At 60.5% G+C, this 281-nt stretch carries 1 protein-coding gene; it reads right to left on the bottom strand.

The window, feature by feature from the left end; genetic code table 11:
- The coding region (locus AAEZ08_RS22800; protein ID WP_500125159.1) for an L-lactate permease at positions 1-281 on the bottom strand (281 nt) is incomplete at both ends.

The following is a 281-nucleotide window of genomic DNA, read 5'->3' as shown; positions in this document are numbered from 1 at the left end:
AGTACCGTCAGAATCAGGAACGGTGACCAGGCTTTGAAAATTTCCCCAAGGCTGTAGGGCGAAGCCACGGAAGTACGAGGTTGGCCGAAACCGCCGACGCGGGCAGTGACGGCTGCGCTGGAGGTTGCCCCGGCAATTTGTGCGCCTGCGGTGCGCTTGGGTTGCCAGACTTTCAGGAACAGGGTCAAGGAAATCAGGCTGGCCAGGGCCGAGGTGATGTCCGGCAGTTCCGGGCCGATGAAGTTAGAGGTGAAGTACTGGGTGATGGCGAAGCTCAGGCC

Origin of the sequence: Pseudomonas sp. E45-MNA-CIBAN-0222, assembly GCF_040310405.1 — a bacterium.
GTDB lineage: Bacteria > Pseudomonadota > Gammaproteobacteria > Pseudomonadales > Pseudomonadaceae > Stutzerimonas > Stutzerimonas stutzeri_AC.
Note: the sequence above shows the minus strand (reverse complement) of the source record. Positions and strands in the feature narration are given on the sequence as shown.